Origin of the sequence: Actinomadura syzygii (assembly GCF_008085905.1) — a bacterium.
Classification (GTDB): domain Bacteria; phylum Actinomycetota; class Actinomycetes; order Streptosporangiales; family Streptosporangiaceae; genus Spirillospora; species Spirillospora syzygii.
This window is the reverse complement of sequence record NZ_VSFF01000007.1, coordinates 117,569-141,507: the sequence shown is the minus strand read 5'-3', so window position 1 is coordinate 141,507 and position 23,939 is coordinate 117,569. Positions and strand designations below refer to the sequence as shown.

The 23,939-nt window shown below is 71.7% G+C and carries 20 protein-coding genes; 13 read left to right on the top strand and 7 right to left on the bottom strand.

All coding sequences use genetic code 11. The annotated features are described in order from the left end of the window. Positions 1-153 precede the first annotated feature (153 nt). The 6 genes from FXF65_RS18535 (at position 154) to FXF65_RS18510 (ending at position 7,176) form a co-directional block, all read left to right on the top strand. Positions 154-1,380, top strand: coding sequence for a PP2C family protein-serine/threonine phosphatase (locus FXF65_RS18535; protein WP_246198912.1), 1,227 nt, complete (start codon positions 154-156; stop codon positions 1,378-1,380). Between the two features lie 287 nt (positions 1,381-1,667). Further along, the gene (locus FXF65_RS18530) at positions 1,668-2,357 is read left to right on the top strand and encodes a succinate dehydrogenase cytochrome b subunit (protein ID WP_148351227.1); all 690 of its coding nucleotides are present in this window, start codon (positions 1,668-1,670) and stop codon (positions 2,355-2,357) included. Between the two features lie 2 nt (positions 2,358-2,359). Beyond that, positions 2,360-4,297: a fumarate reductase/succinate dehydrogenase flavoprotein subunit gene (locus FXF65_RS18525; protein ID WP_148351569.1), complete on the top strand. Its 1,938-nt coding sequence runs from the start codon at positions 2,360-2,362 to the stop codon at positions 4,295-4,297. Next, positions 4,297-5,049, top strand: a complete 753-nt coding sequence (locus FXF65_RS18520) for a succinate dehydrogenase/fumarate reductase iron-sulfur subunit (RefSeq protein WP_148351226.1) — start codon at positions 4,297-4,299, stop codon at positions 5,047-5,049. Before FXF65_RS18525 ends, FXF65_RS18520 begins: the two co-directional genes overlap by 1 nt. Positions 5,050-5,072: 23 nt before the next feature. Then, the gene (locus FXF65_RS18515) at positions 5,073-5,819 is read left to right on the top strand and encodes an arginase family protein (RefSeq protein WP_148351225.1); all 747 of its coding nucleotides are present in this window, start codon (positions 5,073-5,075) and stop codon (positions 5,817-5,819) included. A gap of 85 nt (positions 5,820-5,904) precedes the next feature. Next, the gene (locus FXF65_RS18510) at positions 5,905-7,176 is read left to right on the top strand and encodes an MFS transporter (RefSeq protein WP_378232044.1); all 1,272 of its coding nucleotides are present in this window, start codon (positions 5,905-5,907) and stop codon (positions 7,174-7,176) included. Here the strand turns inward: FXF65_RS18510 and FXF65_RS18505 are convergent. The 5 genes from FXF65_RS18505 to FXF65_RS18485 all read right to left on the bottom strand — a co-directional run bounded on the left by FXF65_RS18505 (position 7,173) and on the right by FXF65_RS18485 (position 12,891). Beyond that, positions 7,173-8,174, bottom strand: a complete 1,002-nt coding sequence (locus FXF65_RS18505; RefSeq protein WP_148351223.1) for a LysR family transcriptional regulator — start codon at positions 8,172-8,174, stop codon at positions 7,173-7,175. The genes FXF65_RS18510 and FXF65_RS18505 overlap by 4 nt on opposite strands. 90 nt (positions 8,175-8,264) lie before the next feature. Further along, positions 8,265-8,963, bottom strand: coding sequence for a Crp/Fnr family transcriptional regulator (locus FXF65_RS18500; RefSeq protein WP_148351222.1), 699 nt, complete (start codon positions 8,961-8,963; stop codon positions 8,265-8,267). 319 nt (positions 8,964-9,282) lie between these two features. Continuing rightward, positions 9,283-10,053, bottom strand: a complete 771-nt coding sequence (locus FXF65_RS18495; protein WP_148351221.1) for a succinate dehydrogenase/fumarate reductase iron-sulfur subunit — start codon at positions 10,051-10,053, stop codon at positions 9,283-9,285. Further along, positions 10,050-12,050: a fumarate reductase/succinate dehydrogenase flavoprotein subunit gene (locus FXF65_RS18490; RefSeq protein WP_148351220.1), complete on the bottom strand. Its 2,001-nt coding sequence runs from the start codon at positions 12,048-12,050 to the stop codon at positions 10,050-10,052. The genes FXF65_RS18495 and FXF65_RS18490 overlap by 4 nt, the downstream gene beginning before the upstream one ends. A 10-nt stretch (positions 12,051-12,060) precedes the next feature. After that, positions 12,061-12,891: a hypothetical protein gene (locus tag FXF65_RS18485; RefSeq protein WP_148351219.1), complete on the bottom strand. Its 831-nt coding sequence runs from the start codon at positions 12,889-12,891 to the stop codon at positions 12,061-12,063. A 503-nt stretch (positions 12,892-13,394) separates the two neighbouring features. On the opposite strand from FXF65_RS18485, the gene FXF65_RS18480 reads away from it, so the two are divergent. Next, positions 13,395-14,939 (top strand): LCP family protein, encoded by a 1,545-nt coding sequence (locus FXF65_RS18480; RefSeq protein ID WP_187412375.1) that lies wholly within the window; start codon positions 13,395-13,397, stop codon positions 14,937-14,939. Between the two features lie 22 nt (positions 14,940-14,961). On the opposite strand, the gene FXF65_RS18475 is transcribed toward FXF65_RS18480, so the two are convergent. Continuing rightward, on the bottom strand, positions 14,962-15,582 hold the full coding sequence (locus tag FXF65_RS18475) for a prepilin peptidase (RefSeq protein WP_148351217.1): 621 nt from the start codon (positions 15,580-15,582) through the stop codon (positions 14,962-14,964). A 372-nt stretch (positions 15,583-15,954) separates the two neighbouring features. Between FXF65_RS18475 and FXF65_RS18470 the strand changes: the two genes are divergently transcribed. The 5 genes from FXF65_RS18470 to FXF65_RS18450 are packed head-to-tail and all read left to right on the top strand — an operon-like array spanning position 15,955 to position 22,544. After that, entirely contained in the window at positions 15,955-16,269 is a 315-nt protein-coding gene (locus FXF65_RS18470; protein WP_148351216.1) for a DUF4282 domain-containing protein, read from the top strand. Between the two features lie 14 nt (positions 16,270-16,283). After that, positions 16,284-18,662, top strand: coding sequence for a protein kinase domain-containing protein (locus FXF65_RS18465; RefSeq protein WP_148351215.1), 2,379 nt, complete (start codon positions 16,284-16,286; stop codon positions 18,660-18,662). Further along, a complete protein-coding gene (locus FXF65_RS18460; RefSeq protein WP_148351214.1) occupies positions 18,659-19,789 on the top strand; it encodes a response regulator receiver protein in 1,131 nt (376 codons plus the stop codon). Before FXF65_RS18465 ends, FXF65_RS18460 begins: the two co-directional genes overlap by 4 nt. Positions 19,790-19,848: 59 nt before the next feature. Next, entirely contained in the window at positions 19,849-21,777 is a 1,929-nt protein-coding gene (locus FXF65_RS18455; RefSeq protein ID WP_148351213.1) for an AAA family ATPase, read from the top strand. Continuing rightward, on the top strand, positions 21,774-22,544 hold the full coding sequence (locus FXF65_RS18450) for a 4Fe-4S single cluster domain-containing protein (RefSeq protein ID WP_246198910.1): 771 nt from the start codon (positions 21,774-21,776) through the stop codon (positions 22,542-22,544). Before FXF65_RS18455 ends, FXF65_RS18450 begins: the two co-directional genes overlap by 4 nt. Here the strand turns inward: FXF65_RS18450 and FXF65_RS18445 are convergent. Next, on the bottom strand, positions 22,448-23,443 hold the full coding sequence (locus FXF65_RS18445) for a hypothetical protein (RefSeq protein WP_148351212.1): 996 nt from the start codon (positions 23,441-23,443) through the stop codon (positions 22,448-22,450). The two genes, FXF65_RS18450 and FXF65_RS18445, sit on opposite strands and share 97 nt — an antisense overlap. On the opposite strand from FXF65_RS18445, the gene FXF65_RS18440 reads away from it, so the two are divergent. Then, positions 23,432-23,902, top strand: coding sequence for an FHA domain-containing protein (locus FXF65_RS18440; protein ID WP_148351211.1), 471 nt, complete (start codon positions 23,432-23,434; stop codon positions 23,900-23,902). The genes FXF65_RS18445 and FXF65_RS18440 overlap by 12 nt on opposite strands. Positions 23,903-23,939 lie beyond the last annotated feature (37 nt).

The following is a 23,939-nucleotide window of genomic DNA, read 5'->3' as shown; positions in this document are numbered from 1 at the left end:
CTCCTTGAGCCGGGACCCCGGCGGCTAGGCCAACGCCGCTTCCCCGGCGCGGCCTGTACCGCTCCCCCGCGGCCGCAGTACCAGCCGCGGGAATAAACGCGGGACGCCCGGCCGTTGCCAGTGCCGTCGACAGCCCGACTTCGCGGAAGCCTTGTGAGCACCATCAGCCATCAGACGCGCCCCTTCGCAGCGGGCACCGAGGACAGGGTCGACCTGCTCCTCATCGACGACGACCCCGCCGACGTCAGCATGGTCGAGAAGATGCTCGCCGAGACCGGCATGGACGCGGGGATCACCGTCGCCGCCGACCTGGCCGCGGCGCGCCGCGCGCTGACCCGGCGCGTCCAGTGCATCATCGTCGACCTGTCCACCCCGGGCATCGACCGGCTGGACGGGCTCCGCGAGGTGCTCGCGATGTCCGGCGCCGCCGCCGTGGTCGTCCTGACCGGCCTCGACGACGCCCACCTCGGCGTCCGCGCGGTCGCCGCCGGCGCCGAGGACTACCTGGTCAAGCAGGAGGTCGACGCGCCGCTGCTGGCCCGCGCCGTGCGCTACGCGATCGAGCGCAAGCGTTCGGAGGACACCGAACGCCGACTCGTGGAGGCACGCATCCTCGGCCGCGAGAACGCCCGGCTGGAGCGCGGCCTGCTGCCCGTCCCGCTGATCGACGACCCGGCGCTGCGCCACCACACCCGCTACCGCCCCGGGCGGCGCCGCGCGCTGCTCGGCGGCGACTTCTACGACACCGTGCAGACCGAGGGCGGCGCCGTCCACCTGATGATCGGCGACGTGGCCGGGCACGGCCCGGACGAGGCGGCGCTCGGCGTCCAGCTCCGGATGGCGTGGCGGACGCTCGTCCTCGCCGGGCACACCGGCGACCAGCTCCTCGGCACGCTCGACACCGTCCTCGGGCACGAGCGGCGCAACGAGGAGATCTTCACCACGCTGTGCATGATCACGATCGCGCCGTCCCGGCGGACCGCGCGGATGCACCTCGCCGGGCACCCGGCCCCGCTGCTGTTCCGCATGGGCCCCGGCGGCTCCGAGGTCAGCGCCCTCCCCGAGTACGCGCACGGCCCCGCGCTCGGCCTCGTGCCCGGCGCGGAGTGGCCGACCACCGAGATCGACCTCGGCGAGTCCTGGGGCCTGATGCTCTACACCGACGGCCTGATCGAGGGGCGGGTCGGCCAGGGCTCCGACCGCCTCGGCACGGACGGCCTGGTCGAGCTGGCCCGCACCGCCCGCGCCTCCGGCGCCACCGGCCGCGGCCTCATAGACGAGCTGGTCACCGAGGTCGAGCGCCTCAACGGCGACGTCCTCGCCGACGACCTCGCCGTCCTCCTCCTCACCCACGACCCGAACGCGGTCGGCCACCGCTGACCAGGCCACGGGTCGGGCGGCCGGAGGCCGCCAAGGCCGGAGGTCGCCCGACCCGCCGAGCGAGGGGCCGTTTCCCGAGAGCGACCGCGATTCGGGAAACGGCCCCTCGCGAGCAACGGGGGTTCCAGGGGGTCGCCCCCTGGGCAGGCACTGTGAGGTCTCTCACCTGGGCGTATGTCCGAATCGGGACCAAAGTCCCTGCTGCTTGCGCTCATAGCCTGCGGCTATGGAAACGAGTGTGCCGATGACTTGGAAGTATCCAGTCCCGTCTGCCTAACGTGCGGGTCGTGGCTGTAGCGATACCTGCGATCTACCGGACGACCGTCGGCAAGAAGGCCGTCATGGCCGTGACCGGCGGCGTCCTCGTGCTGTACCTGGTCGCGCACATGGTCGGGAACCTGAAGATCTTCCTCGGGGCGGAGGACTTCAACCACTACGCGGAGTGGCTGCGCACGATGGGCGAGCCCGCGGTGCCGCGCCGGACGGTGCTGACGCTCATCGAGGTGGTGCTGGGCGTGTCGGTCGTCCTGCACATGTGGTCGGCGGTGTCGCTCGCGCGCCGCGCCTCGGCGGCGCGGCCGGTGAAGTACCAGTCGAAGAAGAAGTCGCACGCGCAGGGGTACGCAGCCCGCACGATGCGGTACGGCGGCGTCATCATCGCCGTCTACGTCGTCTGGCACCTGCTGGACCTCACGTTCTTCGTCGTCAACCCCAAGGGCTCCGACGCCACCCCCTACGAGCGCATGGTCGCCGACTTCGACCCGTCCCGCTGGTACATCACGGTCTGGTACGTCGTCGCGCTCGTGCTCGTCGGCCTGCACCTCAACCACGGCATCTGGAGCGCGTTCCAGACGCTCGGGCTGCGCACGCCGCGCAGGGAGCGGGCGCTGCGCGGCCTCGCGGGGACGGTCGCCGCGCTGGTGACGCTGGGCTTCGTGTCCGTCCCCCTGTCCATCACGTTCGGGTGGGTGAGCTGATCATGTACGACGACTTCCACGACTCCGGTGCGCCGATCGCCGACGCGAAGGCCCCGGCGGGCCCGATCGAGGACCGCTGGACGACCCGCAAGTTCGACGCCAAGCAGGTCAACCCGGCCAACAAGCGCAAGAAGAAGATCATCATCATCGGCACCGGGCTGGCCGGCGGCGCGGCCGGGGCGACGCTCGGCGAGGCCGGGTACCACGTCGTCCAGTTCTGCTTCCAGGACTCGCCGCGCCGCGCGCACTCGATCGCCGCGCAGGGCGGGATCAACGCCGCGAAGAACTACCGCAACGACGGCGACAGCGTGTACCGGCTGTTCTACGAGACGGTGAAGGGCGGCGACTTCCGGTCCCGGGAGTCGAACGTGTACCGGCTCGCCGACATCTCGCGGAACATCATCGACCAGTGCGTCGCGCAGGGCGTCCCGTTCGCCCGCGAGTACGGCGGCCTGCTCGACAACCGCTCCTTCGGCGGGACGCAGGTCTCCCGCACCTTCTACGCCCGCGGCCAGACCGGGCAGCAGCTCCTGCTCGGCGCGTACCAGGCGCTGATGCGGCAGGTCGAGGCCGGGAACGTGGAGCTGCACCCGCGGCACGAGATGCTCGACCTGATCATGGAGGACGGGCGGGCGCGCGGCGTCGTCGTCCGGAACCTGATCAACGGCGAGATCGAGCACCACACGGCGGACGCGGTGGTGCTGGCGTCCGGCGGCTACGGCAACGTGTACTTCCTGTCGACGAACGCGATGGGGTCGAACGTCACCGCGTCGTGGCGGGCGCACCGGCACGGCGCGCTCTTCGCCAATCCGTGCTACACGCAGATCCACCCGACGTGCATTCCGGTGAGCGGCGACCACCAGTCGAAACTGACGCTCATGTCGGAGTCGCTGCGCAACGACGGCCGCGTCTGGGTGCCGAAGAAGGGCGGGGACACGCGGAAGCCCGCCGACATTCCCGAGGACGAGCGCGACTACTACCTGGAGCGCATCTACCCGTCGTTCGGGAACCTCGTGCCGCGCGACATCGCGTCCCGCGCCGCGAAGAACGTGTGCGACGAAGGGCGCGGCGTCGGCCCCGGCGGGCTCGGCGTCTACCTCGACTTCGCGGACGCCATCGACCGGCTCGGCCGCGACAAGGTCGAGGCGAAATACGGCAACCTCTTCGAGATGTACGAGCGCATCACCGGCGAGAACCCGTACGACACGCCGATGCGCATCTACCCGGCCGTCCATTACACGATGGGCGGGCTGTGGGTGGACTACGACCTGGAGTCGACCATTCCGGGGCTGTTCGTCATCGGGGAGGCGAACTTCTCCGACCACGGCGCGAACAGGCTCGGGGCGTCCGCGCTGATGCAGGGCCTGGCGGACGGCTACTTCGTCCTGCCGAACACCATCGGCGACTACATCGCCCGCAACGCCCTCGGTCCGGTCGCCGAGAGCGCCGTCGCCGAGGCGGAGGAAAGGGTCCGGACCCGCATCGAGAAACTGCTGTCGATCGACGGGGACCGTTCCGTCGACTCCTTCCACCGGGAACTCGGCCACATCATGTGGGAGTACTGCGGAATGGAGCGCACCGAGGAGGGGCTGCGCAAGGCGCTCTCCCTCATCCCCGAGCTGCGCAAGGAGTTCTGGACGCGCGTCAAGGTCACCGGCAAGGGCGAGGAGCTGAACCAGCAGTTGGAGAAGGCAGGCCGCGTCGCCGACTTCTTCGAGCTGGCCGAGCTGATGGTGATCGACGCGCTGCACCGCACCGAGTCCTGCGGCGGCCATTTCCGCGCCGAGAGCCAGGACGACGACGGCGAGGCCAAGCGCGACGACGACGGGTTCTCCTACGTCGCCGCCTGGGAATGGGCCGGTGAGGACGGACGGCCCGTCCTCCACAAGGAGGCCCTCGAATTCGAATACGTCAAGCCGACCCAGAGGTCGTACAAATAATGAAGCTCACACTGCGCGTCTGGCGCCAGCGCCGTCCCGAGGACAAGGGCGCGATGGTCGAGTACGAGCTCGACGACATCTCCCCCGACGCGTCGTTCCTGGAGATGCTGGACGTCCTCAACGAGAAGCTCATCGCGTCCGGCGAGGACCCGGTGGCGTTCGACCACGACTGCCGCGAGGGCATCTGCGGCATGTGCTCCCTCGTCATCAACGGCACCCCGCACGGCCCGGAGCGCGCCACCACCACGTGCCAGCTCCACATGCGCAAGTTCAAGGACCGCGAGGTCATCGACGTCGAGCCGTGGCGCGCCGCCGCGTTCCCGGTGGTGAAGGACCTCGTCGTCGACCGGTCCGCGTTCGACCGGATCATCCAGGCGGGCGGCTACATCACCGCGCCGACCGGCACCGCGCCGGAGGCGCACGCGACGCCCGTCCCGAAGCCGGACGCCGACCAGGCGTTCGAGGCCGCCGAGTGCATCGGCTGCGGCGCGTGCGTCGCGGCCTGCCCGAACGGCTCGGCCGCCCTGTTCCTCGGCGCGAAGGTCACCCACCTCGGGCTGATGCCGCAGGGCCAGCCGGAGCGCTGGGACCGGGTCGTGTCCATGCTGGACACCCACGACGCGGAGGGCTTCGGCGGCTGCACCAACACCGGCGAGTGCACCGCCGCCTGCCCGAAGGGCATCCCGCTGGACGTCATCGGCCGCCTCAACCACGACTACCTGAAGGCCACCGCGGGCGGGAGGAAGCGCTGACGCGATCTTCTAGTGTGGATCGCATGACGATCACTCTGGTCCCCTACCACCAGGACGAACGCATCCCCGACTCGACGTTCCCGCTACCCGGCGGGAACGTCGTCCCGGTGACCCGCCCGTTGCCGGACGGCGACGTCTGGACGCGGGTCGCCGCGCTCCTCGAACTGGTGACCGCCGAGGTCGCCGACCAGGTCAACGGCGGGACGCGCCCCTCGGTCGTGTCGGGCGACTGCCTGACCGCCGAGGCCGTCCTCGCCGGGCTGCAGAAGGCCGGGGTGGACGCCTCGGTCGTCTGGTACGACGCGCACGGCGACATCCACTCGCTGGAGAGCTCCACGTCCGGCTACCTCGGCGGGATGCCGCTGCGCCAGATCCTCGGCGACCACCCGGAGCTGCTCGCCGACCGGCTGGGCCTGCGCCCGCTGCCCGAGGAGCGCGCCGTCCTGGTCGGCGCCCGCGACCTCGACCCGGCCGAGGCCGAGTACCTGGCCGCCTCGAAGGTCCGGCAATGCACGGTGGACGACGTCGTCCTCCCCGACGGCCCGATCCTCCTGCACATCGACCTGGACGTCATCGACGACGCCGAACTCCCCGGCATGAAGTTCCCGGTGGGCGACGGCCCCTCGACGGAGGCCGTGATCGCCTCCGCCCGCCGCATCCTCGCCACCGGCCGCGTGGCCGCCCTCGACATAGCCTGCCCGTGGCACCCGCCCAAGAACGACGACCAAACCCTCCGCTCCAACGTCCTGAAAGCCCTCCTGGCCCCCTGACCCCGGACGGGGATGGCCGGATGTTTGTGGTTAATGGCATTCTTGCCACTTTTCTCCGGGTGAGGGTGGGGCGCAGAGTGGCTTGGTGATCAAACGTGTTCATCGGGCCTGGTTCGTCGCGGCCGTGGCGTTCGTCGCGCTGGTGGGGGCGGCGGGGTTCCGGGCGACGCCCGGCGTCCTGATCGTGCCGCTGCAGGACGAGTTCGGCTGGTCGCGGGCGACGACGTCGGCGGCCGTGTCGGTCAACCTCGTCCTGTACGGGCTGACGGCGCCGTTCGCGGCGGCGCTCATGGACCGGTTCGGGATCCGGCGGGTCACCGCCGTGGCGCTCGTGCTGGTCGCGGCGGGCAGCGGGCTGACCGTGTTCATGTCGGCGTCGTGGCAGCTCGTCCTGTGCTGGGGCGTGCTGGTGGGGCTCGGCACCGGGTCGATGGCGATGGTGTTCGCCGCGACCGTCACCGGGCGGTGGTTCGTCCGGCACCGCGGGCTCGTCGTCGGCGTGCTCACCGCGGGCGGCGCGGCCGGGCAGCTCGTGTTCCTGCCGCTGCTGGCGTGGCTCGTGGACGAGTACGGCTGGCGCTCCGCGTCGCTGACCGTGGGCGGGTCCGCGCTGGCGGTGGTGCCGCTCATCGTGCTGGTGCTGCGGGAGCGTCCGTCGGACGTGGGGCTGCTTCCCTACGGGGCGACGGTCGCGGAGCCCGAGCCGCCTCGGAGCCGGGACGCCGCGAGGACGGCCTTGCGGGCGCTGTCCAAGGCGTCCAAGAGCAAGGCGTTCTGGCTGCTGGCGGGGGGCTTCTTCATCTGCGGGGGGTCCACGAACGGGCTGGTCGGGACGCATTTCATCCCCGCCGCGCACGACCACGGCATGGGCGAGACGACGGCGGCCAGTCTGCTCGCCCTGGTCGGCATCTTCGACATCGTCGGGACGATCGCGTCCGGCTGGTTCACGGACCGGCTCGACAGCCGGAAGCTGCTCGGCTGGTACTACGCCCTGCGCGGGCTGTCGCTGCTCGTCCTGCCGATGCTTTTCGCCGATTCGCCCCACCCGAGCATGCTGGTCTTCGTCATTTTCTACGGGCTGGACTGGGTCGCGACCGTCCCGCCGACTATCGCTTTGTGCCGGGAGGTGTTCGGGCCGACCGAGGGCACCATCGTTTTCGGATGGGTGTTCACGGCGCACCAACTCGGCGCGGCCGTTGCCGCCACGGTCGCGGGAGTGCTGCGCACGTCGCTCGGCTCTTACACGCTCGCGTGGTGGGGCGCGGCGGTGCTGTGCCTGTTCGCGGCGGGAATGTCGATGTCCATCGGACGGACGCGCTCGGAAACGGTGCGAATTCCCGAGCCGAGCGGGGTCTAGTCGCTGACGAGGTTCTCGACGCCCGCGGGGAGGTTTCCGGCGAGGCCCGCTTCAGCGAGGAACGTTTGCAGGGTTTCTTGGAATGCGCGTGCCGCGTGTGTGAGTTCGACGTCCTTGCGGTGGGCGAGCGCGACCGTCCGGAGCAGGCCGGGGCCGTGGCGGCCGCGCCGCGCCTCCTCGTCGGGCAGGACGAGCGGCGTGCCGCGCAGGCCCGGCCGTCCGGCGAGGACCATGCTCGGGACGACCGCGACGCCCAGCCCGACCTCGACGAACCGCAGCACGGCGTCCATCTCGCCGCCCTCGACGGCGAACCTCGGCTCGAACCCAGCGGCCCGGCATGCGCTGATCGTCGCCTCGCGCAGGTCGTAGCCGGGACGGAACATCACCAGCGGACGGTTCCGCAGATCCTCGATGCGCAGAAAGGAGCGGCGCGGCAACTTCGCGGCCTTGGCCGCACGTTCCGGGACGTTCTGATCGGGCCCCGCCGGAGACGCCACCACCAGGTATTCGCGCAGTATCGGAACGGTGTCCAGCGGCGGGTCGCCGTGCAAGGGGAGAATGACCAGCGCCAGGTCGAGGGACCCGCGGGTCAGTTCCCGGACGAGGTCGCGCGACCCGCCCTCCTCGACGATGAGCTGGATCCCCGGATAGGTGTCGTGGAAACGGCGGAGGACGTCCGCCAGAAGGCCCGCGCACAGGGACGGCGTGGCGCCGAGCCGCACCCGCCCGCGTTTCAGGCCCGCCAGTTCCTGCACTTCCAGCCGGGCCGTGTCGACGTCCGCGAGAATGCGCTTCGCGAGCGGCAGCAGCGCCTCGCCGGCGGGCGTCAGCGTGATGTTCCCCCGCGCCCGGCTGAACAGCGAGACGTTCAGCTCGCCCTCCAGCGCGCGGATCTGCTTGGACAGGGACGGCTGCGCCACCCGCAGGATCTCGGCGGCCTGCGTGAAGTGGCGGACCTCCGCGACCGCGACGAAGTAGGCGAGCTGCTGCAACTGCACCCGGCACAGCGTACGTGCCGGACGGGCGGCCGGTACGAACCGGGGCGCGACCAGCGGGTCCCCGCGACGACGGGAGCCCGGCGCGAAGGCTCAGCGGGCGTGCCTGCGGAGCGCCTGGAGGTCGTGCACGATCAGCCGCCGCCGGCCCGTCTCGATCCAGCCGTGCGCGCGGAGCGTCCGCAGCGCCTTGCTGACCGCCTCCCGGGACGCGCCGACCCACCCGGCCAGCTCCTCCTGCGACAGGTTGAGCGTGATGCGGACGCTCTGCCCGGCCGCCGCCGGCCCCGACCGCCGCTCGTACGGCACGCCGAACCGCTCCGCCAGCTCGACCAGCCGCTGCGCGACCCGCCCGGTGGCGTCGAACATGCCGAACTCGGCGCGCTTGCGGTCGGCGTCGCGCCACCGCTGGCACAGCATCCGCATGATGATGACCGAGACCCGGCCATGGACCTGGAGGAACGCCATGAACTCCTCCGCCGTGACGGCCAGCGCCCGCACCGGTTCCAGGGCCTCCACCGACGCCGACCGGGGCTGCCCGTCGATCGCGGCGACCTCGCCGAGCAGCGCGCCCGGACCGCGGACCGCCAGCAGCGCCTCCCCGCCCTGCTCCCGGTAGGAGAACGCCTTCACCCGCCCCTTCAGCAGGACGGCGACCCAGCCCGGCCGCTCCCCCTCCACGAAGAGCGTCGCCCCCCGTTCGAAATCGCGGACGCGGCCGCGCGACTCCAGCTCCGCGCGTTCCACCGGGGTGAGCTCGGTGAGAAACGAACCCGTTTCGAGGGCGCTCATGCCACCACGCTAAAGGGACGGGGCCGTCCCGTGGTCCAAGGAAGCAATCACGGTTCAATCACACGCTCTGTGCACAAATGCCTTTTCGGGACGAGAGCGGCGGGCGAGGGTGGGACATGGCGTGTACGGCCGGAAGGCCGGCCGGCGTCCCGTCCATCGCCTCCGGCGAGCGGCGGAACGACGGGCGGCGGCCCGGGGGCACGCCGCCCGTCGTGTTCGGGGAGCGCCGTATGCCAGAACGCCGACTCCCGCGGCGGAACCGCGAACGTCCCCCGTCGCGCGGGGCGGCGGGGGACGTTCGCGAGGGCATTCTTCCAGGTCAGGCCGAAGGCGTGTCCTGGCCCTTCTTCACGATTCCGAGCTTGCTGCCGAGCCACACGACCGGGTCGTACCTGCGTCCGACGACCCGTTCCTTCATCGGGATCAGCGCGTTGTCTGTGATCTTGATGTGCTCGGGGCAGACCTCGGTGCAGCACTTGGTGATGTTGCAGAAGCCGAGGCCGTGGTCCTTCGCCGCGATCTCCCGCCGGTCGGACTGGTCGGCCGGGTGCATCTCCAACTCGGCGATGCGCATCAGGAAGCGAGGGCCCGAGAATTCCGGTTTGTTCTCTTCGTGGTCACGAATCACGTGGCAGACGTTCTGGCACAGGAAGCATTCGATGCACTTGCGGAACTCCTGCGACCGTTCCACGTCCACCTGCTGCATGCGCAGCTCGCCCGGCTGGGCGTCGCCCGGGTCGAACGACGGGATCTCGCGCGCCTTCTCGTAGTTGTACGAGACGTCCGTGACGAGGTCGCGGATGACGGGGAACGTGCGGACCGGGGTGACCGTGATCGTCTCGTCCGGCTCGAACGTCGACATCCGCGTCATGCACAGCAGCTTCGGCATGCCGTTGACCTCCGCCGAGCACGAGCCGCACTTGCCCGCCTTGCAGTTCCACCGGACGGCGAGGTCGGGCGCCTGCGTGGCCTGCAGCCGGTGGATGATGTCGAGGACGACCTCGCCCTCGTTCACCTCGACGGTGTAGTCGGTGAGCTCGCCGTCGCCGTCGTCACCGCGCCAGACCCGGAACTTGGCCTCGTAGCTCATCGGTCGTCCTCCTCGTCGTCCGCGGCCGCGGCGGTCGCGCCCGACCCGGCGGCGGCCTCCGCCTCCTCGGTCTTGACCTCCTCGGCCAGGCCGGTCGGCAGCTCCTCGGCCGTCAGGTACTTCTTCAGCTCGTCGTTCTCGAACAGTTCGAGCAGGTCGCCGCGCATGGGGACCATGTCCTGCCGGACCAGTTCGACGTGCGGGGACGACGGGTCGCCCGCCAGCCTGCAGACGAGGTTCACCTTGCGCCACTCGGCCGACATGCCCGGGTGGTCGTCGCGGGTGTGGCCGCCGCGGCTCTCCTGCCGCTCCAGCGCCGCCTTCGCGACCGCCTCCGACACGAGCAGCATGTTGCGCAGGTCGAGCGAGAGGTGCCAGCCCGGGTGGTAGCCGCGGCCGTCGTTCACCGCGACCGGCTCGACGGCGACGTTCGCGACCCGCTCGCGGAGCTTGCCGAGCGCCTCCAGCGCCCGCTCCAGCTCCTCTTCCCTGCGGATGATGCCGACCAGCTCGTTCATCGTCGTCTGCAGCTCGGCGTGGACGGCGTACGGGTTCTCGCCGTCCTTGCGCTCGAACGGGGCGAGCGCCTCGGCCGTCGCCGCCTCGACCTCCGCGTCCGGGACGGCGGGACGCGCGGCCAGCGCGTCGACGTACTCGGACGCGCCGAGCCCGGCCCGGCGTCCGAAGACCAGCAGGTCGGACAGCGAGTTGCCGCCGAGCCGGTTCGAGCCGTGCATGCCGCCGGACACCTCGCCCGCCGCGAACAGGCCGGGGACCTTCGCCGCCGCGGTGTCGGGGTCGACCTCCACGCCGCCCATCACGTAGTGGCAGGTCGGGCCGACCTCCATCGGCTCCTTGGTGATGTCGACGTCCGCCAGCTCCTTGAACTGGTGGTACATCGACGGCAGCCGCCGGACGATCTCGGCCGCGCCGCCCGGCATCCGGTCGACGACGGTGAGGAACACCCCGCCGTGCGGGGACCCGCGGCCGGCCTTGACCTCGGAGTTGATCGCGCGGGCGACCTCGTCGCGGGGCAGCAGCTCGGGCGGGCGCCGGTTGTTCTCCGGGTCGTCGTACCAGCGGTCGCCCTCCTCCTCGGTGGTGGCGTACTGCGCCTTGAACACCTCGGGGATGTAGTCGAACATGAACCGCTTGCCGTCGGAGTTGCGCAGGACGCCGCGGTCGCCGCGCACCGACTCGGTCACGAGGATGCCCTTGACGGACGGCGGCCAGACCATCCCGGTCGGGTGGAACTGGACGAACTCCATGTTCAGCAGCGTCGCGCCGGACAGCAGGGCCAGCGCGTGCCCGTCCCCGGTGTACTCCCAGGAGTTGGACGTCACCTTGAACGCCTTGCCGATGCCGCCCGTCGCGAGCACCACGGCGGGCGCCTCGAACACGACGAACTTGCCGGTCTCGCGGACGTAGCCGAACGCGCCGCAGATCCGTCCGTCGGCGTCCTTGAGCAGGCGCGTCACGGTCGTCTCGGCCCACACCTTGAGGTTGGCCTCGTAGTCGCCGTGCTTCGCGTGGTCCTCCTGCTGGAGGGCGACGATCTTCTGCTGGGTGGTGCGGATCAGCTCCAGGCCGGTCCGGTCGCCGACGTGCGCGAGGCGCGGGTACTCGTGGCCGCCGAAGTTGCGCTGGCTGATCTTGCCGTCCTTGGTGCGGTCGAACAGCGCGCCCCAGTGCTCCAGCTCCCAGATCCGCTCCGGGGCCTCCTTGGCGTGCAGCTCGGCCATGCGCCAGCTGTTCATGAACTTGCCGCCGCGCATGGTGTCGCGGAAGTGGACCATCCAGTTGTCGTTGGAGTTGACGTTGCCCATCGCGGCGGCGGCGCCGCCCTCGGCCATCACCGTGTGGGCCTTGCCGAACAGCGACTTGGAGATGATCGCGGTCTTCTTGCCCTGGAGGCGCGCCTCGATCGCCGCGCGCAGCCCGGCGCCGCCGGCGCCGATCACCACGACGTCGTACGAGTGCCTCTCGATCTCAGTCATTTCCTTGGCCTCAGTTGAAGATTCGCGGGTCGGAGATGGTGCCGCCGGCCACGAGCGCGACGTACAGGTCGGCCACCACCAGCGAGCCGAGGGTGATCAGCGCGTAGGTGCCGTGCCGCTCGTTGATCTTGGAGACCCAGCCCCACATCCGGTACCGGAACGGGTGCTTGGAGAAGTTCTTCAACCGTCCGCCGACGATGTGCCGGCACGAGTGGCAGGACAGGGTGTAGAGCCAGAGCAGCACCACGTTCGCGACGAGGATGAGCGTGCCGAGCCCGATGCCGAACCCGCCGTCCTTCCCGTGGAAGGCGCGGACCGCGTCCCACGTGTTGACCAGGGAGATCAGCACGGCCGCCAGCCAGAAGTAGCGGTGCAGGTTCTGCCCGATCAGCGGGAACCGCCGCTCCCCGGTGTACTTGCCGTGCGGCTCGCGGACGGCGCACGCGGTCGGCGACTGCCAGAACGACCTGTAGTACGCCTTGCGGTAGTAGTAGCAGGTCAGCCGGAACAGCAGCAGGAACGGCAGCGAGATCGCCGCGAACGGGATGAAGCCGCGGGTGCCCGCCGGGAGGAACGTCCCGAACTCCGCCGCGTCGCCGGTGTGGCCGTCCACCGTCACGTTGTTGCAGATCTCGTTCAGGCAGGGCGAGTAGAACGGCGTCAGGTAGTGGAACTCCGGGACGTAGAAGGCGGAGCCCCAGAACGCCCGGACGGTCGCGTACACCACCCACGCCGTGAAGATCACGAAGGTCGTGACCGGATACAGGCGCCAGTTGTCCTTCCGGAGCGTGCGTTCCTTGATCTGGGCGCGCGACTTCGCCGGCGCCTCCACAGTGCTCATCGATCGCTCTCCTGAGCTCGGGTCGTCGTGTCCCCGCATCACGGTCTGAGCGCACCCGTGCGGCCGTCGCGCGCGGGGCCGCGCGCCCCGGCGGGGGCCGCTCCCGGCGGCGGGTCGCATGCGGGCGGTGACGCCTCGTGTGCGCTTCCAGCGAAGCGACCTTACGCCACCTTCCGGTGGCTGTGACATACATAACAGGCAGACCCGGCTGTGAGTCTGACCACAGACTTTAGCCGCCTGACCGGGGGCGGGAGGCGTCCGCCATCCATAACCAGTTGTTATTGCCGGGCGGAATCGAGACGAGTGCGGTAAGGCATGACCGGTGCTCCGGTCGAACGTGTCCCGCGCGGATGCCAGGATTTCCGCGTGGTTGTCAACAAAAATGGCGGCTCGCGCATCCAACAGGCGGAGGTGCACGCACCGCCGTGAATCCCGCCGCCTCCCCGGAGTGGCGAACCACGAAGACCGCGCCCTGGACCAGGGCCTGGCCCGAGACGGGACCGATGAGCGACGAGAACCCCGGCCGCGACGACCTCGCGGGGGACCCCGCCGACCGCGAGCCGACCGGCCCCACATCTGGAACGCACCAGGACGCCGAACCCGACCCCGAGACCGAGACCGAGGCTGAGCCGGTCGCCGCGACGGCGGATGCCGACGCCGACGCCGAGGACGTTCCGGCGAAGGGGCGGAGGCGGTCGCGGAGGATCCTGCGGTGGACCGCGATCGGCGCCGCCCTGGTCCTGCTCGTCGGCGGAGCCGGGACGGCCTGGCTCTACCACGACCTGATGGGCGGGATCGAGAAGAAGCACGTCGACGACCAGCTCGGCGCCGACCGTCCGAAGAAGCTGAACAAGTCGCTGAACATTCTGCTGATCGGATCCGACACCCGGGACGGCGACAACGCGCGGTACGGGGCGGCGGCCGGGATGTCGGGGGCGCGCTCGGACACGGCGATCATCCTGCACCTGTCGCCGAACCGGGACCAGGCGGTCGGGATCAGCTTCCCGCGCGACTCGATGGTGAAGATCCCGCAGTGCAAGAAGGAGAAGGGCGGGACGGTCCCCGCGCAGTTCGGGATGCTGAACGCCGCGTTCGCCTACGCGGGCCCGACCTGCACGTGGAAGACGCTGGAGTCGCTCACCGGAATCCACATCGACCATTTCGTGCAGGTCGACTTCTCCGGGTTCAAGCGGATGGTGGACGCTCTCGGCGGCGTCCAGATCTGCGTCGACAAGCCGGTGAACGACCCGCGTGCCGAGCTGTATCTGAAGGCCGGGAAGCAGACCGTCAAGGGTGAGCAGGCGCTCGGCTACGTGCGGGCGCGGTATTCGCTGGGGAACGGGTCCGACCTCGAACGGATCGAGCGGCAGCAGAAGTTCATGGCGGCGGTCGTCGACAAGGCGACCAGCGGTTCCGTCCTGTCCGACCCGGCGAAGACGTACAAGTTCCTCAAGGCGGCGACGAAGTCGGTGACGACCGACGACGACCTCGACCTGTCCGCGATGCGGAAGCTCGCCGACGGGCTCAAGGGGATGAGCGCCGGGCAGGTGCGGTTCGTGACCGTCCCGGTCGAGCGGTACGCGCCGGACCCGAACCGCGTCCAGTGGAACCAGGAGCTGGCGAAGCCGCTGTTCGAGGCCGTCAAGCACGACAACGACCTGCCCGCCGAGCCCGCGAAGCCCGTCCAGGCGAAGCAGGCGCCGCCCGCCCCCGGCAAGGTGAACGTCACCGTCGTGGACGCGGGCGGGCCGGACCCGCTGGTGCGGCGCGTCGTGCGGCAGCTCCGGCAGCGGGGCTTCAAGGTCGCGAAGAAGGTCGAGAAGGGCGCCGCCGCGCCGGAGAGCCGCATCGTCTACGGAGCCGCCGCGGAGGCGCAGGCGTCGGCGCTCGCGCGGGACGTCCCGGACGCCCTCCTCACCGCCGACGCGGCCGCCCCGGCGGACGGCGTCCGCCTCGTGATCGGGACGAACGGGCTGCGGCTCGCCCCGCCCGCCATCAACAAGATCGGCGGCGGCGTCCAGGGCGGGCAGAACCCCTGCCGCGACTGACCCGCTTCCGCCCGTCGCGCCGCTAGGAAGAGAGGACCAGGACGGCGAGCAGGGTGCCCGCGAGCATGGCCGGTCCGAAGGCGAACTCGCCTTTCCGGTCCCGCCGGACGACCAGGATTCCGATGCCCATCGCCCCGCCGATGAGATAGGTGGCCAGGAGACCGAAGACCCAGGTATCTAGGCCGAACCAGCCCAGGCAGAGGCCGAGTACGCCCGACAGTTTGACGTCTCCCAGCCCGATCCCGGACGGCGTGATGAACGCCTGCAGCAGATACACCGCGAACAGTGCCGCCATTCCGAGAAGGGCGTGCAGGAAGTGGTCGAGGCCGTTCTTCGTGAACGGCGCGGCGGCGGCGAGCAGCGCCGCCGCGACGCCGTAGGACGGCAGCGTGAACCGGTCCGGCAGCCGCTTGACCTTCACGTCGACGACGCCGAGCAGCGCGCCCACCGCGGCGAGGTAGAGCAGCGCGGGCAGGACGGGCTCAAGCCCCACCCGCCATCCGAGCAGTCCGAAGGCGGCGGCGGTGACCAGCGCGACCGGTGCCCGGCGCGGCGGGACGTCCCCGACGAACGGTGCGGTGAGCGGCGCGAGGACCAGCCCGGCGGCCAGCCCCGCGAGCGCCGACACGAACGCGACGACCATCGAACCCCACGCCCCGATCCGGACCCTTTGCTCGGCCTCCGCACAATAGCCGCCGTCCGGCGGGGAAGGCGGCGCGCCACCCCTACACGAACGGTTCCGGCGCGGGTGGACGGCAGGCTCTAGAGTCTTTGTGTAGACGGCCAAACCCTGGAGACGACGGCGATGACGCACCCATCGGACCCCGGTCAACCCCCGCGCCCGGAGGCGCCCGGCCATCCGTCCGGGGCATACGGCCCACCGCCCGGCTCGCAACCACCGGGGCCCGTCCCCGGCCCGCGTCCGCCCGGCCCGGCCGCTCCCGGATACTCCGGCCCCGGTTACGCGCCCCCTGGGCAGGCGGGACCCGGAGGAACACAAGGACAGCAGGAGTGGGTGCCGTCCGAACAGAGAAGGACGGGAGTGCTCGCCGCCCTCCTCGAAACCAACTTCAACGCGATGGTGACGCCGAGCATCGTCAAGACCATCTACGTCCTGACGCTGATCGTGGTGTCCCTTGAGTGCCTGGCCATCCTCCTCTTCGGCGTTTGGCTCTTCCAAGGGGGAGCCTGGCTTTCGGGCCTCATCACCGTCCTCTGCACGCCGTTCGTCTGGTTGCTCCAGATGCTGGTGACAAGGGTCCTGATGGAGGCCGTCGTGGTCCGCTTCAAGCAGGCCGAGTATCTGCGGGTCATCAAGGACAAGTTGTAGGCGGGGCTGCGCGCGTGGGCGAGTTCGACGAACCGGACCCCGGAACCCCCCGGGACACCCGGCGGGACGACGGGACGCGCCGCGACCAGCGGGTGCCCGGACCGCGTCCGGCCACCGAGACGCGGCGTGAGGGCGCGACGCCCGTCGGCGGTTCGCTGCTGCGGCTCCCGGCGGTGCTCGGCGAGCGCTTCGAGGCGGTCGCGGAGCTGCCGGTGCAGGGCGCCGAGTCCGACCTGCTGCTGGTCCGCGACGAGCACGGCGACGAGTACGTCGCGAAGATCTTCCGCCGCGGGTACCGCGCGGACCGGGACGTGTGGGCGAAGCTCCCCACCCTCGGCTCCCCGCACGTCCTGCGGATCCTGGAGACCGGCCACGCGGACGGGCGCGACTACGAGGTCGCCGCCTACGCCCCCGACGGCAACCTGCGGTCGCTGATGGGCGAGGGTCCGCTCCCGGTCGCGACGGCGACGGAGATCGCTGCGCAGCTCGCGGAGGGGCTGGCGGCGCTGCACCGGGCGGGCATCGTCCACCGCGACCTCAAGCCGGAGAACGTGCTCGTCCTGCGGGCGGAGCCGGTGCGGCTGGCCATCGCGGACTTCGGGCTGAGCAAGGTGCTCGACCAGAGCGTCGTGTTCGCGTCGTCGTCGCGGACGCTGGCCTACGCGGCGCCGGAGTCGCTGTCCGGGCAGGTGTCCCCGGCCCGTGACTGGTGGTCGCTGGGGATGATCGTCCGGGAGCTGGCGACGGGCCGCCCGCCGTTCCAGGGGCTGAGCGAGACCGTGGTGGTCGACCATCTGGCGACGCGCCCGGTGTCGGCGGACGACGTCGGCGACCCGCGGCTGCGGCTGCTGTGCCGGGGCCTGCTGGCCCGCGACCCGCGCCGCAGGTGGACGGGCGCGCAGGTCAGGGCGTGGCTGGACGGCGGCGCCCCGGCCGTCGCCGAGGAGGACGCGCCGACCGGCGCGGACCTCGTCTTCAAGGGCGCCCGGTTCACCCGCCGCGACGAGCTGGCCCGCGCCCTCGTCGCGGACTGGGACGACGCCGCGCGGCACTTCTTCGAGCGCGGCGAGTCCGGCCCGGCCGGGCGGAGCCTGCGCGAATGGCTGGAGCGGCTGCCCGCCGAGCACGGCGACGACGGCCGCGCCGAGCTGCTCGACGAGCGGCTCGCGTCGCCGCTGCCGCCCGACGTGAAGCTGCTGCACCTCGTCCGCTGGCTCGACCCGGAGCTGCCGCCGCACTACCTGGGCCGCCGGTCGGCGGTCGACGACCTGCCGAACCTGGCCGTCCTCGCCGCCGACCGCCGCCATCCCGACCACCGCCTCGCCTGCCGCATCGGACGCGACCTGTGGGAGCGCGGCCTGCTGCGGATCCTCGCCGGGTTCGAGGGTGGACGCGAGCTGTCCCGCGTCGACGACCAGTGGCGCGCCCACGCGACGACCTGGACCGAGCTGGCCCGCTGGCTGCGGGCGCAGGACGCGACGCCCGCCGGGCTCGACGCGCGCCTCCCGCAGGCCGCGACCGACGATCCGCCCGTCGTCCTGCTCACCCTGCTGGCGCTCGCCGCCCGTCCGGCCGAGACGCAGGCGCGGCTGGCGGAGAGCGCGGCGCGGGCCCGCGCGTCCGTCGCCGACCCGCCGCCGTGGTTCAGCTGGATGGCGGACGGCGCGGGCGACGACCCGCTCCGGCTGCTCGCCCTGTCGCTGGCGGCGCCGGAGGCCGTCCTGGAGGCGGAGGCACGGGCACGCGACCGGCTCGCCGCCGCGCGCCAGGAGGAGGAGCTCCGCGCCCAGTGGGCCGAACGCGAGCGGCTGCGGCTCGCCGGAACCGGCTCCGCGATGACCCGCGCCGTCCTCTGGACGCTCCCGCTCCTGCTGTTCTGGCTGCTCGGAAGCTGGATCGTGGACGGCCTCTTCGGCGGCGACGACTCGGGGACCACCTCGGTCGGCGGATCGTCGAACAAGTCCGGGATGCCGTTCGCCGTCCTGGTCGCGGCGTCGTTGCTCGTGTGGGCGGTGCAGTGCGGCAGCGAGGTGGCGCTGGCACGCAGGCAGGGCGCCGACTACCTCCCGCACGGGCCGTGGTCGTTCTTCGCGAAGGCCGTCGCGGCGGGCGGACGGGTACTGTCCGGGGTGTCGCGGGCGTCGCAGTCGATGTCGGGCGCGGCGCGCCGGACCGGACGTCCCGGCTGCGGCCTCCTGCTGATCGCGGGGATCGTGCCGCTGCTGCTCGTCCTGCTGCTGCTCGGCGCGATGACTCCGATCGGGTCGCTGCTGTGGCTGCTCGCGATGGCCGCCGCCGCGTTCGCGCACGCGGTCACGGCGGGCATGCGCCTGCACCGCTGGCGCGAATCAAGGGGACCGGGCGGGAACGAGATCGGCGGAGGGAAGCTGTGAGCAGCGGTGTCGAGGCCGAGATCGTACTGGACGCGGCGGTGGTGCTCACCCTGGGCATGAACCGCGTCCTCGGGCGCGGCGCGGGCCTGGCGGGCCGGGGCGCGGACGCGCTCGCCGCGCTCGCCGAGGGACGCGCCGAGGCGCGGGCGGCGGCGCTCGCCGAGGTCCGGTCGCAGGAGCGGGCGCTGCGCGAGGTCGTGGCGCGCAACGCGCGCATCGCGGCGCTCGCCGAGACCCGCGCCAAGCTCGGCGCGGACGTGCCGCTGCCCGAGCGCCTGATGCCGGACGAGCGTCCGGCCGCGGAGCTGACCGCCTGGTGCGCCGCCACCGACCCCCTGCTGGACGAAGCCGAGCGCCGCCTGTCGGAGCATCTCGCGGCCGAGGTCAGCGCGGAGATCTTCGACGTCCCGGCCGAGGCGCTGCGCGCCGACGTGCAGCAGGAGGCGAGCCGCGCGGACGGCGACGACGGCGCCGTCCAGTCGAACCTCGAACGGATCATGGGGCGGCTGCTCCCGGACGCGTCCGAGGAGGAGCGGCGGGCCGTCGCGGCGGCGGCGCGGCTGCTCGTCGGGGCGGGGACGCCGGAGGAGGCGGAGGCCGTCCTCCAGGAGGTGCGGCTGCGGATCCAGGACGCGAACGGCCGCACCGAGCGCCGCCGCGAGGACGAGCGCCGCCTCGCCGCCGAGCGCGACGCCGCCGAGCAGGCCGAGGCCGAGCGCCGGTACGTGCTCGACTCGATCACCGCCGCGTTCGAGGACATGGGCTACGAGGTCCAGGCCGGGTTCGAGACGCTGACCGCCGACGACGGCACGGTCACGCTGACCAAGGGCGCGTGGCCCGACCACAGCGTGCGGATGCGGGTGGACGACGCCGCGCACGTGCGGGCGTCGATGGTGCGGGAGCGTCCGGCCGAGAGCGAGGACGACCGGCGCGTGGACGTCGAGCGCGAGGAGGAGTGGTGCGCCGAGTTCGAGGCCGCCCGCGCCCGCCTGCGGGACGTCGGCATCAGCTCCGAGGTGGCGTGGCGGCTCGACCCGGGGGTCCGCGAGCTGCCGGTCTCGGCGGGGTCACGGCAGACTAGGGCCCGTGCGGGGCAACGCGAACGCGGCCGGGAGCGTCACAAGTGAGCGATCTCTCGCGGGGGGCGCGGCGGAAGGCACGACGGGGAGCATGACGGGGAGTACGCATGAGCATTGAATCGCCGACGCTCGGCGGCCGCTTGCAGGGCTGGCCGCCGTTCATCCGCGAGCTGGACGCGACGCTCTCGGTGCACTCCCAGTACGTGCTGTCGGGCAACCTTTACGACAGCTTCCTCGCGCCGCCGCTGGACGGCGTCGGGCCCGCCCGGCTGCTGCCGCTGCGGGCGCTGCTGTGGGAGACGCTGCGGTCCAGCGGCGCGTCCTTCATGGTCGTGTACGACCCGGTGGACGGGTTGCAGATCATCCCCGACGCGGGTGATCCCGACGTCGGCGACGAGGGCGTCCGCGCCGCCGAGCGGCTGCTCGGCAAGGTCAAGACGGACGACAAGCCGTCCCTGGAGGCGCTCGCCCGCCACCTGGCGGCGCTGACGCGGCCGGAGGAGAACGTCCGCGCCGCGTTCGTGATCGACTCGGCGTCGCGGATCGCGCGGACTCCGACCGACCTGGAGCCCGCCGAGCGCGACTTCTTCCGGTTCTGCGCGAAGCTGTCGCGCAGCGCGCGCCCGGTCCGGGTGACGGGCCCGCGGCCGAAGCCGCTCTACAACCCGGTCGTGTGGCTGGTGGAGCGGCCCGGCGACCTGCCGCCCTGGCTGACCACCGACAACGAGAACATCCGCGAGATCACGATCCCGCGCCCGCACCTCGGCGACCGGCAGGAGACGGCCCGGCTGCTCGCCCGCGCGTTCGGGGTGACCGACGTCGGCGCGGACGAGACCGCCGCCGCGGCCTGCGACGCGTTCGCCGAGCAGGCCGACGGCCTCACCCTCCAGTCGATGATCGAGGTGACCCGGCTCGCGAAGGAGCGCAGCGTCGACCTGCCCGACCTGCCGGACGCCGTCCGCACCTACAAGCTCGGCGTGCTCGACAACCCGTGGAGCCGCGGCCACCTGCGCCGCCGGGTGCTGGAGGGCGAGAAGCGCGTCCCGGAGCGGGTGATCGGGCAGCCGCAGGCCGTCACGAAGACGCTCGACATCCTCAAGCGGGCGGTGCTCGGGCTGTCCGGGGCGCAGGCGACGCGGTCGGGCAGCCGCCCGCGCGGCGTGCTGTTCTTCGCGGGCCCGACCGGCACCGGCAAGACGGAGCTGGCGAAGGCGATCACCGAGCTGGTGTTCGGCGACGAGTCCGCCTACCTGCGCTTCGACATGAGCGAGTTCTCCGGCGAGGGCTCCGGCGACCGGCTGATCGGGTCGCCGCCCGGATACGTGGGCCACGAGGCGGGCGGCGAGCTGACCAACGCCGTCCGCGAGGACCCGTTCCGCGTCATCCTGTTCGACGAGATCGAGAAGGCGCACCCGCGCATCCTCGACAAGTTCCTCCAGATCCTGGAGGACGGGCGGCTCACTGACGGGCGCGGGAACACCGTCCACTTCTCCGAGTCGATCCTGATCTTCACGTCCAACCTCGGCATGTACGTGCCGGGACGCGACCTCACCACGCGCGACTCGTTCCCGCAGGCTCCGCACGCGTCGCCGAACCGTGTGCAGAACATCACACCCGGGATGACCTACGACGAGGTCGAGCAGCGCATCAAGGGCGCCGTCGCCGACCATTTCACCGAGGTGCTGAACCGTCCCGAACTGCTCAACCGGTTCGGCGACAACATCGTCGTGTTCGACTTCATCTCGGACGAGGCCGCGCAGAAGATATTCGATCTCCAGTTCGCGAACATCTGCCGTCGCGTCACCGACGAGCACCGGCTCCGCCTCGTGGTGAAGGGCGAGGCGCTGACGACGCTCCGCGCCTGGTGCACCGAGGAGCTGGACAAGGGCGGACGCGGCATCGGAATGGCGCTGGAGTCGGTCTTCGTCAACCCGTTGGCGCGGGCGCTGTTCGACCGGGAACTGACGCCGGACGAGGAGATCACGGTGACCGGCATCCGGCGCGAGGGCAGCATCGTCCATCTGGACATCCAGTGACCTCCGGCGCCGGATCCGCCGGGCCAGGCGGGCCGGACGACCGCGATCCGGCGGGGGCGGCGCTGCTGCTGGCGAAGGCGCACTACCCGGTGACCACACTCGGCCCCGGCACCCGCGCGGGCGTCTGGACGCAGGGCTGCACGCTGCACTGCAACGGCTGCCTTTCCAGGGACACGTGGGACGCCGACCAGGCGAAGGCCGTCCCGGTCGAGGCCGTTCTCGGGTGGCTGAAATCCCTTCCCGGACCGGTCGACGGTGTCACGATCTCCGGAGGCGAACCGTTCCAGCAGCCGGCGGCGCTTGCCGCGTTGCTGCGCGGGATACGCGCGTGGCGGGACGGCTCCGACCGTGAGACGATGACATTGGACATATTGGTCTACAGCGGATATGTGTACTCTCGGCTGTCCCGCACCCGTGAGGCGCGCGAGATCCTGGACATGTGCGACGCCGTGATCGCGGGGCCGTACGTCGACCGGCTCAACCCGGGGGGGCGACACTCCGCGGGAGGCTCTCTACTCTGGAGGGGGTCGGCCAACCAGCGCGTCGTGCCGCTCTCCCCGCTGGGGCGGGAACGGTACGGAGCACTGGCCGACGACGGGAAGACTGGAGAAGCTACAGGGCCCCGAGTACAGGTGTCCGTGGACGAAGGGCCGGAGGGAAGGCGGGTGTACTACATCGGGATCCCGCGAAGGGGTGACATGGAGCACCTCACGTCGAGGCTCGACCGCGCCGGGGTGCGCTCGGGGGATGTGTCATGGCGACCTTGAACTGTCCTGTCTGTGACGAGCCGTTCCAGCCGGGCGATCTTCTCTGCATGAGCTGCGGGGCCAACCTGGCGCGCGCCGGCGGGGCTCAGCGGCAGGCGCCGGGCGGGTACGACGACCCGCAGCGGGGCTACCCGCCGCCGCAGGGGCAGGGGCAGGGCGGCCAGCAGTACGGCGGGCCGCAGCAGCAGGGCGGCCAACCCCAGTACGGCCAGCCGCAGCAGCAGGACCCGTGGGGCGCGCCGCAGCGCCAGGCACCACAGCATCAGGCTCCCCAGCACCAGGCACCGCAGCAGAGCCAGCCCGGTTCCGGGCAGTCGTCCGACCCGTGGGGCCAGCCGCAGCAGCCGCAGCAGCCGCAGGACCCGTGGGGCCAGCCGCCCAGGCCCCAGCAGGGCGCGCCCCAGCAGCAGGCTCCCGACCAGCACGGACAGCCTCAGCACGGACAACCCCAGCACGGACAACCCCAGCACGGGCAGCAGCCCCAGTACGGCCAGCCGCAGCAGCAGCACGGCGGCCAGCCCGGCGGGCAGCAGCCGATGCAGCAGCCGCCCGGCGACCCGTGGGGCATGCCCCAGCAGCAACAGCAACAGCAGCCGCAGCAGGACGCATGGGGAGCGCCGCAGCAGGACCAGTACCAGCAGCCGCGCGACCAGCACTACGGGCAGCCGCCCCAAGATCAGTACGGCGGCGGCGCGCCGCAGCACGACCAGTTCGGCGCGCCCCAGCAGGATCAGTTCGGCGCGCCTCAACAGGACCAGTTCGGCGCACCCCAGCAGGACCAGTACGGCCCGCCGCCGCAGGACCAGTTCGGCGGCGGCGCGCCGCAGCCGGGGCCCGGCGACCACCAGTTCGGTCCGCCGCCGCAGCAGCAGCACGGCCAGCCGCCGATGCCACCGCACGGCCGCGAGGCGACCCTGCTCCCGGCCGACCACAACCAGCCCCGCCAGCCCGACAGCACGGCGTTCATGTGCCCGTACTGCGAGGCGGTGCTGTCCAACCCGGGCGCCGCGCAGTGCGACTCGTGCCTGCGTCCGCTGCCGCAGAAGGGCACGCCCGTCCTGCGGGTGCAGTTCCCGACGGGCGAGCTGAAGGTGTCCGTCGGCCAGCACCTGGTGCTCGGACGGGACGCGGGCCAGTCCCCCGTCGCGTCCACGTTCACGCAGTACGACAACGTGTCGCGGCGCCACTCGACGGTGTGGCTCGACCCGTCCGGGACGGCGTGGGTCCGCGACGAGGGCTCCACCAACGGCACGTTCGTCAACGGCGAGCGCCTCCCCCGCGGCGTGGAGGCCCCGCTCCGCGACGGTGACCAGCTCCGCCTGGCCGCCGACGTCACCGGGACCGTCCAGCTCAACTAGAAGCACGGCAGGCCGAAAGGGGCGGCCCGCGGTAATC

Coding starts and splice junctions, on each gene's coding strand:
- FXF65_RS18525 (WP_148351569.1), top strand. CDS start 2,360: ATGTACGACGACTTCCACGACTCCGGTGCGCCGATCGCCGACGCGAAG.
- FXF65_RS18520 (WP_148351226.1), top strand. CDS start 4,297: ATGAAGCTCACACTGCGCGTCTGGCGCCAGCGCCGTCCCGAGGACAAG.
- FXF65_RS18515 (WP_148351225.1), top strand. CDS start 5,073: ATGACGATCACTCTGGTCCCCTACCACCAGGACGAACGCATCCCCGAC.
- FXF65_RS18500 (WP_148351222.1), bottom strand. CDS start 8,963: ATGAGCGCCCTCGAAACGGGTTCGTTTCTCACCGAGCTCACCCCGGTG.
- FXF65_RS18495 (WP_148351221.1), bottom strand. CDS start 10,053: ATGAGCTACGAGGCCAAGTTCCGGGTCTGGCGCGGTGACGACGGCGAC.
- FXF65_RS18490 (WP_148351220.1), bottom strand. CDS start 12,050: ATGACTGAGATCGAGAGGCACTCGTACGACGTCGTGGTGATCGGCGCC.
- FXF65_RS18485 (WP_148351219.1), bottom strand. CDS start 12,891: ATGAGCACTGTGGAGGCGCCGGCGAAGTCGCGCGCCCAGATCAAGGAA.
- FXF65_RS18480 (WP_187412375.1), top strand. CDS start 13,395: ATGAGCGACGAGAACCCCGGCCGCGACGACCTCGCGGGGGACCCCGCC.
- FXF65_RS18475 (WP_148351217.1), bottom strand. CDS start 15,582: ATGGTCGTCGCGTTCGTGTCGGCGCTCGCGGGGCTGGCCGCCGGGCTG.
- FXF65_RS18455 (WP_148351213.1), top strand. CDS start 19,849: ATGAGCATTGAATCGCCGACGCTCGGCGGCCGCTTGCAGGGCTGGCCG.
- FXF65_RS18440 (WP_148351211.1), top strand. CDS start 23,432: ATGCCACCGCACGGCCGCGAGGCGACCCTGCTCCCGGCCGACCACAAC.